The 9166-nt window shown below is 75.0% G+C and carries 6 protein-coding genes; all 6 read left to right on the top strand.

Going from position 1 to position 9166, the window contains the following annotated elements:
• Positions 1–39 precede the first annotated feature (39 nt).
• Complete coding sequence (locus tag C1I98_RS29905) at positions 40–4596, top strand: non-ribosomal peptide synthetase (RefSeq protein ID WP_111170740.1); 4557 nt, start codon at positions 40–42, stop codon at positions 4594–4596.
• Positions 4593–4802, top strand: coding sequence for an MbtH family protein (locus C1I98_RS29900; protein WP_111170739.1), 210 nt, complete (start codon positions 4593–4595; stop codon positions 4800–4802). The genes C1I98_RS29905 and C1I98_RS29900 overlap by 4 nt, the downstream gene beginning before the upstream one ends.
• Positions 4803–4805: 3 nt before the next feature.
• Complete coding sequence (locus C1I98_RS29895; protein ID WP_111170738.1) at positions 4806–5807, top strand: ABC transporter transmembrane domain-containing protein; 1002 nt, start codon at positions 4806–4808, stop codon at positions 5805–5807.
• Positions 5800–7467, top strand: a complete 1668-nt coding sequence (locus tag C1I98_RS29890) for an ABC transporter ATP-binding protein (RefSeq protein ID WP_111170737.1) — start codon at positions 5800–5802, stop codon at positions 7465–7467. The genes C1I98_RS29895 and C1I98_RS29890 overlap by 8 nt, the downstream gene beginning before the upstream one ends.
• A 34-nt stretch (positions 7468–7501) precedes the next feature.
• Positions 7502–8491: an ABC transporter substrate-binding protein gene (locus C1I98_RS29885; RefSeq protein WP_111170736.1), complete on the top strand. Its 990-nt coding sequence runs from the start codon at positions 7502–7504 to the stop codon at positions 8489–8491.
• Between the two features lie 9 nt (positions 8492–8500).
• Positions 8501–9166 (top strand): siderophore-interacting protein (locus tag C1I98_RS29880; RefSeq protein WP_111170735.1); only part of this gene is annotated, 666 nt, incomplete at its 3' end.

Genomic DNA, 9166 nt, shown 5'->3' with positions numbered 1-9166 from the left:
GACTAGTCGTCGGCAGCGTCAGATGTGTATAATAGACAGGTGCGGGAGAGCGTCGTAGGCACCGCGACGACCCGTGGGCTGCTGGGCTCGCGGGTCGGGATGAACGCGTTCCTGCTCACCGCCCTCGCCCTGGCCCTGCCCGCCGATGGCCCGCTGGTCGTGGACCTGGAGGGGCACGGGCGCGGGCACGACCGGCTGGACCTGTCGCGCACGGTCGGGTGGCTGACCGCGGTGCATCCGGTCCGCGTGGACGCCGGAGGCGCGCGCGAACCGCTGCCCGCGCTCAAGCGGATCAGGGAGGGCCTGGCCACGGTGCCGCGCGGCGGCCTCGGGTACGGCCTGCTGCGCCACCTCAACCCGCAGACCTCCGCCCTGCTCGCCGCCGCCCCGCGCCCGGAGATCCTGTTCAACTACCTGGGCCGGTTCGCCGCGGGCCGGGCCGAGGACTTCGGCGTCGCCGCCGAGCCGCTGCCCGCCGCCCCGGTCGCCTCGCCGTACCGGCTGGAGGTGGACGCCGTCACCCACGACCTCCCCGAGGGCCCCGAACTGCGCGTCACCTTCACCTCCACCGCCCTGGCCGAACCCGAGCTGACGGCCCTGGCCGGACGCTTCCATGAAGCGCTCGCCGAACTGGCGGCCGGCATCGCCGACGGCGACCCGCTCACCCCCTCGGACCTGCCGCTCGTCTCGATCACCCAGGAGCGGATCGACGCGCTGCCGCCGGGGACCACCGACGTGCTGCCGCTCGCCCCGCTACAGGAGGGGCTGCTGTTCCACGCGGGCGCGGACGAGGGCGCGCTGGACGTCTACACCGTGCAGAACGTCCTGGCCCTGCGGCGCGCGCTCGACCCCGACCGGCTGCGCGCGGCCTGGCGCAGGCTCACCGAGCGGCACCCCAACCTGCGCGCCGGGTTCCGGCACGACGGGTTCGACCGGCCGGTGCAGTTCGTGCCGCGCGCCGCCGAGCTGCCGCTGACCGTCGTGGACCTCACCGGCCTCGCGGGCGAACCGGCCGGCGACGCGCCGGAGGCGGGCATCGACCTGGACTTCGTCGCCGACCCGGCGCAGCGGGCCGCCGTGGCCCGCCTGCTGGCCGCCGACCGGGCCACGCGCTTCGCCCTGGACCGGCCCCCGCTGGTCAGGTTCACCCTGGTCGAGCTGGCCGAGGACCGCTGCCTGCTGGTCATGATCCACCACCACATCCTGTGGGACGGGTGGTCGGAGGGCCTGTTCCTGCGCGAGCTGTTCGCGCTGTACGAGGGCGAGGAGCCGGGGCCCGCCGCGCCGTACCGGGACTATCTGGCCTGGCTGTCGCGGCAGGACGAGGACGCCGCCAAGCAGGCGTGGCGCACCGCGCTCGACGGGCTCGCCGAGCCCACCCTGCTGGCCCCCGACGACGGCGCGGGCGGCCTGACCGCCGTCATCCCCGAGGCGGTGCTCGCCGAACCGCCCGCCGAACTGGGCCGGGCTCTGCTCGCCCGGGCCCGCGCGAACCGGCTCACCCTGCACACGCTGCTGGCCGCCGCCTGGGGCATGGTCCTGGCCGGGGCCACCGGCCGCTCCGACGTGGTGTTCGGCGCGACGGTCTCCGGGCGGCCCGCCGACATCCCCGGCGTCGAGTCCACCATCGGGCTGTTCCTCAACACCGTGCCGGTGCGCGTAACGCTCGACCCCGACGAGCCGCTGCTCGGCCTGCTCACCCGCGTGCAGCGGGCCAGGGCGGAGGTGCTGCCGCACGACCACCTCGGGCTGGGCGAGATCCAGCGGACCGCCGGGCTCGGCCGGCTCTTCGACACGCTGTACGTGCTGCGCAACTTCGGCGCGGACGAGGAGGAGCGGGCCCGGATCACCGAGAGGTACGGCATCGCCGCCATGGACGGCGTGGACGGCACCCACTACCCGCTGACCCTCGTGGTCACCCCCGACGATCCGCTCCGGGTGTCGCTGGCCTTCCGCCCGGACGTGTTCGACCGGCCGCTGGCCGAGGCGATGCTGGCCCGGTACGTGCGGCTGCTCGAACAGATCGCGGCCGACGTCTCGCCGCCGGTGGGCCGGCTGGATCCGCTCGGCCCGGACGAGCGGCGGCTGCTGCTGACCGACTGGAACGACACCGCGAACCCGCTGCCCGCCAGGACGGTCGCCGGGCTGCTCGAAGAGCAGGCGGCCCGCACGCCGCGGGAGGTGGCGCTGGTCTTCGGCGCCGAGCGGCACACCTTCGCCGAACTCAACGCCCGCGCCAACCGGATCGCCCGCATGCTGGTGGCCAGGGGGGCGGGCCCGGAGCAGGTGGTGGCGCTCGCGCTGCCCCGCTCGGCCGACATGGTGGCGGCGCTGTTCGCGGTGCTCAAGACCGGCGCGGCGTACCTGCCGCTGGACCTGGACCTGCCCCCGGCCCGCGCCGAGGAGATGATCGCCGAGACCCGCCCGGTGTGCGTGCTCACCCCCGCCGAGCTGCGCGACCTCGACCACCTGCCGGGCGATGACCTGGGTTTTGAGTTCCCGCTGAGCCACCCGGCCTACGTGATCTACACCTCGGGGTCCACCGGGCGGCCGAAGGGCGTCGTGGTGCCGTACGCGGGGCTGACCAACATGCAGTTCAACCACCGGGCGGAGATCTTCGGGCCGGTGGTGGCGGACGCCGGGCGGCGGCTGCGGATCGCGCACACGGTCTCCTTCTCCTTCGACATGTCGTGGGAAGAGCTGCTGTGGCTGGTGGAGGGGCACGAGGTGCACGTCCTCTCCGAGGAGATGCGCCGCGACCCGCAGGCGCTCACCGCGTACTGCGCCGACCACGCCATCGACGTGGTCAACGTGACCCCCTCCTACGCGCAGCGGCTCATCGAGCACGGCCTGCTCGACGGGCACGTCCCGCCGCTGGTGCTGCTCGGCGGCGAGGCCGTCGGCCAGGCCCTGTGGCACCGGCTGCGCACCACCGAGGGCACGCTCGGCTACAACCTGTACGGCCCGACCGAGTACACCATCAACACCCTGGGCGGCGGCACCGCCGACAGCGTCACGCCCATCGTCGGGCGGCCGATCTGGAACACCCGCGTCTACGTGCTCGACGACCGGCTCCGCCCGGTGCCGGTGGGCGTGGCGGGCGAGCTGTACGTCACCGGCGCCGGGCTGGCCCGCGGCTACCTGCACCGGCCCGGCCTGACCGCCGGGCGGTTCGTGGCCGATCCCTTCGGCGACGGCGAGCGGATGTACCGCACCGGTGACGTGGTCCGGTGGCGGGCCGACGGCAACCTGGACTTCCTGGGCCGCGCCGACGACCAGGTGAAGATCCGCGGGCACCGGGTGGAGCCCGGCGAGGTCGAGGCCGCGCTGAGCACGGAGCCCGGCGTCGGGCCGGTCGCGGTGGTCGCCACGCCCGGCCCGGTGCCCCGCCTGGTGGCCTACGTCGTACCGGCCGGGGACGGCCCGGGCGACCTGGCGGCGGCGCTGCGCGAGCGGCTGCCCGCGTACATGGTGCCCTCGGCGTTCGTGACGCTGCCCGCCCTGCCCCTCACCGGCAACGGCAAGCTGGACCGCAGGGCGCTTCCGGCCCCCGACTTCGCCGCCCGGGCCCGCGACCGGTCCCGGCGCGCGCCGCGCGACGGGCGCGAGGCCGCGCTGTGCCGGCTCTTCGCCGACGTGCTCGAACTGCCCGACGTCGGCCCCGAGGAGGGCTTCTTCGACCTCGGCGGCCACTCGCTGCTGGCCATGCGGCTGGCGGCGAGGATCAGGGCGGAGCTGGGGGCGCCGCTCAAGCTGTCCGTGCTGATGTCCGCGCAGACCCCAGCCGAACTGGCGCGGCGGCTGGACACGGGCGGCGTGGGCGGGTTCGAGCCGGTGATCGCGCTGCGCCCCGGCGGGGACCTGCCGCCGCTGTTCTGCGCGCACCCGCCCGCCGGGTTCGCCTGGCTGTACGGCGGGCTCGCCCCCCACCTGGACCCGCGCAGGCCGATCCACGGCCTCCAGGCCCCCCAGTTGTCCGGCCTGGACTTCCGCCCGGAGAGCCTGCGCGAGCTGGGCCGCGACTACGCGGCGCGGATCGCCGAGGTGCAACCGCGCGGCCCCTATCACCTGCTCGGCTGGTCCTTCGGCGGCCAGGTCGCCTACGCCGTGGCCACCGCCCTGCGCGAACGCGGTCAGGACGTCGCCTTCCTCGGCGTCCTGGACACCTTCCCCATGGACGACGGCCAGGAGCCCCGGCCCGGCGCGGCCGAACTGGACCGGCTGAGCAGGGCGGAGACCGAGGACTTCCTGGCCGGGCTGCGCGAGTCGGCCGCGTTCTCGCCGCTGCTCGCCGAGTTCGACGCGGCCACGGTCGAACGCCTCGCCCACGTCCACCGCGGCTGCATGGAACTGCTGCTCAGCGCCACCTACGCCCCCTACGACGGCGACCTGCTGGTCGTCACGGCCGTCCGGGACCGCGCCGAGACCGGTGACCATCTGGCCTGGTCGCGGCACGTGTCCGGGGCCGTGGTCAACCACGACGTGGACTTCACCCACGCCGAACTGCTCACCCCGCGCGCGCTCGCGGTGATCGGCCCCATCGTGAACCGCGCGCTGCACCCAGAAGATCCACAAGATGAGGAGACCACCCGATGACCAACCCCTTCGACGACGAAGAGGCGCAGTTCCTGGTCCTGCTGAACACCGAGGGGCAGTACTCGCTGTGGCCGGTGTTCGCCGACACGCCCGGCGGCTGGGAGCAGGTCCACGGCCCGTCATCACGGGCGGACGCGCTCGCCTTCGTGGAAGAGCACTGGACCGACATGCGCCCGGCGAGCCTCATCGCCGAGATGGGCGGCTGAGGCTTGCGCACTGTCCCCCCGCCCGGGGCCGCCGGGCCCGGCCCGCGGGCCCTGCTGCGCCGCTGCCTGCGGCCGCGGTGGCGGCCGCTCGCCGCGGGCTCGGCCGCCGCCCTGGTCCGCCAGGTGGCGCTGCTGTCGCTACCGCTGTGCGCGCAGCGGGCGATCGACGACGGGATCACCCGCGGGGACCTAGGCGTCACCGCCTGGTGGGCCGTCGCGGTCGTGGCGGTCTCGGCCGTGCAGTGGGCCGGGCTGGCCGGCTGGCAGTGGTGGGCCAACTCCGCCGACGCCGAGGCGGGGGCCTACCTGCGCACCCGGCTGGCGGACCGGCTGGCCGTCCTCGGCGACGGCGACGTCCCCGGCGGGCGGGGGGACCTGGCGCTGCGCGCGACCAGGGACACGGACCTGGTGCGGATCTGGGTCCACGGGCTGCCAACCTGGGTGGTCATCGCCACCACGTTCGCGTTCGTGCTGCCCGCCCTGGCCGCGCTGGATCCGCTGCTGCTCTGGGTCACGCTGGCCTGCCTGCCGCCGCTGGTCCTGGTCAACGTCTGGTTCCCGCGCCGGTTCGAGCCGGCGCTGGACGCGCTGTCCGGCGCGCACGCGGCCCGCGCCGACGCCGTGGCGGACCTGCTGGCCGCCGCGTCCTCGGTGCGCGGCCTGGGCGGCGGGCAGGTGCTGGTGCGCCGCCACCACACGGCGAGCGCCGCGGTGGCGGCGGCCACGATGCGCGCGGCGCGCGTGTCGGCGGCCTGGTCGGCCGCCGGGCCGCTGATCCCCCGGCTGGCCATCGTCGCGGGAGTCGGCCTCGGCGGTCCGGCGGTGCTGTCCGGCGACCTCACCGTCGGCGGGCTCGTCGCCTTCACCTCCTGGATGGTCACGGTGACGATCGCGGTGCGGGTGGCGGTGGACCGGTTCGCCGACCGGGTGCTGGAGCTGACCGTCCCTTCCGCCGCCGGCCTGGTGGAGCGGGACCTGAAGCAGGAGGAGGCACGGCATGGCTGAGGTGCCCGCGCTCACCGAGGCCCCGGACACCCGGGGCCTGCTGCGCCGCGCCGGGCCGTTCCTGCGCCCGCACCGCCGCAGGCTGGCCGGGGCGCTGGGGCTGAGCCTCGTGGAGAGCGCGGCGCTGGTGGGCATCGCCCCCGCCGTCGGCGCGGCGGTGGACGCGCTGCTCGCCCGGGACGGCGGCGCCTTCGCGGCGGCGGTGGCCCTGCTGGCCGCCATGGTCATCGGTGTTGCCGTGATCGGCCGCCTGGCCGCCACCACCCTGGCGGACGCGGGCGAGCGGATCGTCCGGGACCTGCGCGAGCGCGTCGCCGAACGGCTGGCAACGGCCCCGCTGCGCTTCCTGGAGGCGCACCGCGGCGGGGCGCTGCTCCAGCGCGCCACCGGCGAGGTCGCCGAGCTGGCGATGTTCGTCAGGGAGGCGCTGCCCGGCCTGGTCAGCGCCACGCTGACCCTCGGGCTCACGGTCGTGCTGCTGCTGGGCTACTCCTGGGAGCTGACCCTCGCCGTCACCGCCGTGTTCCTGGCCCCCGCCCTGCTGATCACCCGGTGGTTCGCCCGGCGGGCCGGAGCGGTGTTCGGCGCGCACGCCGAGGCCGAGGCGGTCATGGCCGCGACGTTCACCGAGACGCTGGAGGCCAGGGAGGACCTCCGGGCCACCGGCGGGCTGCCCGCCTGGATGGCCCGGTTCGCCCGGGACAACGCGGTGGCCGTGGCCGCGCAGCGCCGTACCGCGGCGGTGGAGAACCGGGTCGGTTCGATCTCCCTGGTGGAGGGGGCGGCGCTGGGTCTGCTGCTGGTGGCCGGCGCGTGGCTGGCCGCGGGCGGGCACATGAGCGTCGGCGCGGTCGTGGTGTTCGTCCTGGCCGCGCGGAACCTGTTCGAGGGCTTCGGCGACCTGTCGCAGCTCGCCGGGGATGTGCAGACCATGCGCACGGGCCTGGCCCGGCTACTGGACCTGCTGACCGCGGCGGCCCCGCCCCCGCGCGGCGACCGCATCCTGCCCGCGCGGGGCGAACTCGCCGCCGAGGACGTGGTCTTCCGCTACGAGGCGGGCGAGCCGGCGCTGCACGGCGTGTCGGTGCGCTGCGCCGGGGACGACCACGCCGGCCTGGTCGGCGAGACCGGGTCGGGCAAGACCACCCTTTCGAAGCTCCTCGCCGGCCTGTACGAACCGGACGGCGGGCGGGTCACCTTCGGCGGGATCGACCTGCGCGAGGTACCCGAGGAGGAGGTCCGCGCGCGGATCGCGCTGGTGCCGCAGGACGTGCGCACCGTGGCCGGTTCGGTCGGCGACAACCTCGCCCTGGCCCCCGGGGAACCGGACCGGGCGCGGATGCTGGCCGCGTTCGAGGCGCTGGGGCTCGCCGATTTCGCCGCGGGCCTGCCGCACGGGCTCGACACCCCCGCCTCGGACCTGTCCGGCGGGGAGCGGCAGATCATCGGCCTGGTCAGGGCGGTGCTCGCCGACCCGGCCGTACTGATCCTCGACGAGGCCACCGCCGATGTGGACCCGGTCACCGCCCGCCGGATGGAGACCGCGCTCGCCCGGCTGCGGAAGGACCGCGCCCTGCTCGTCATCGCCCACCGCCCCGCCACCGTCGAACTGCTGCCCCGCCTGATCAGGCTGCACGCCGGCGCGGTGGCCGGGCCCTGACCCCATGCCGCACACGAATCAAGGAGAAAGACACATGTTCGTCCACAGGGCCGTCGCCGGCCTGCTGGCGGCGGGGGCGATGCTCCTCGCCGCCGCCTGCGGCTCCTCCGGCTCCGGCGGCGCCGGGGCCGCCGGAGACACGGCCGCGCCCACCGGCACGGCGGGCGACTCCGCGGCCACCCGGGTGGTGCAGGCGGCCAACGGGCCGGTCACCGTCCCCGCCCGGCCCCAGCGGGTGGTCTCGCTGCTCAACACCACCGCCGCGGTGCTCGAACTCGGCATAACGCCGGTCGGCGTGCTCCAGGAGGTCGAGGCCGACTACGCGCCCGCCGACTGGGCCAAGGTGAAGGCCATCCCGGTGGTCGGCGCGGATGAGACCTCCATCAACTACGAGCGGCTCGCGCAGTTGCAGCCGGACCTCATCATCAGCACCCAGCGCCGGGCCGAGGACTTCGGCTACGACAAGCTGTCGGCCATCGCGCCGACCGCGTTCTTCGTGACCGAGAACCCCGCCGAAGTCCGCGACGCGCTGCCGAAGATCGCCGACGCGGTGGGCAAGGCCGACGTGTCCGCGCAAAAGGCCGCCGCCTACACCAAGCTGGTCGCCGACATCAAGGACCGGCACGCCGACGTCCTGCGCAAGACGACGTGGGACTACGTGGAGGGCGGCCCGGAGGGCTTCGTGGCCAACTCGCCGGTGTCCTGGCCGGGGCTGTTCATGAAGCAGGCCGGGCTGACCTTCTCCAAGGTCGCCACCAAGGAGCGGGCCAACCGCGGCGTGCGCCTGTCCTACGAGCAGATCTCCATGCTGTCGGGCACCGGCGCCATCCTGTACGGCGCGACGCCCGACGGCCAGGCCGAGGCCGCAACGCGCAAGCTGCTCGACCAGAACGCCTTCAAGCTGCTGCCCGCCGCCAAGGCCGGGCACGTCTACCCGATCAAGTACGGCTACCAGTACGGCTACACGGGGGTCACCGAGATCCTCAACCAGATCGACGCCGTCCTTTCCAAGCTCGCCGCCTAGGGGTTTCGCATGTCCGACGACACGTACGTCGAGTATCCGCTCAAGCCACGGCTGCTCACGGTCAGCCGGGTGGCCCGGCTCGGCCCGGTGACCGTCCGGGTCACGCTCACCGGCCCCGACCTGGAAGGCTTCCAGCAGGGCGCGCCCGCCGACCACGTCAAGCTCTGTTTTCCCGAGCCGGGGGCCGAACTGCCGGTCATGCCGCTGATCGGGCCGGACGGCCTGGAGCCGCCGCCCCCCGGCGCGCCCCGGCCGATCTTCCGCGACTACACGATCCGCTACCACCGTCCCGAGGCGCAGGAACTCGACATCGACCTGGTGATCCACGGGCACGGCCCCGGTTCGCACTGGGCCGCGAACGTCGAGCCCGGCAAGCGGATCGGGGTCATCGGGCCGCGCGGTTCGATCCTGGTGCCGCTCGACCTGGACTGGTACCTGCTCGGCGCGGACGAGACCGCGCTGCCCGCGCTCGGCCGGTGGCTGGAGGCCCTGCCGGCGGGGGCCAGGGCCATCGCGTTCGCCGAGGTGCCCGACGCCCGCGAGGAGCAGCGGATCGACAGCGCCGCCGACGTCACGCTGACCTGGCTGCACCGCAACGGCGCCGCCCCGGGCACCGGCGACCTGCTGGAGAAGGCGATCCGCGGGGTGGAACGACCGGCGGGCGAGGGGTTCGTG

Source organism: Spongiactinospora gelatinilytica, assembly GCF_003236385.1.
GTDB lineage: Bacteria > Actinomycetota > Actinomycetes > Streptosporangiales > Streptosporangiaceae > Spongiactinospora > Spongiactinospora gelatinilytica.
This window is presented reverse-complemented; position numbering and strand designations above follow the sequence as displayed.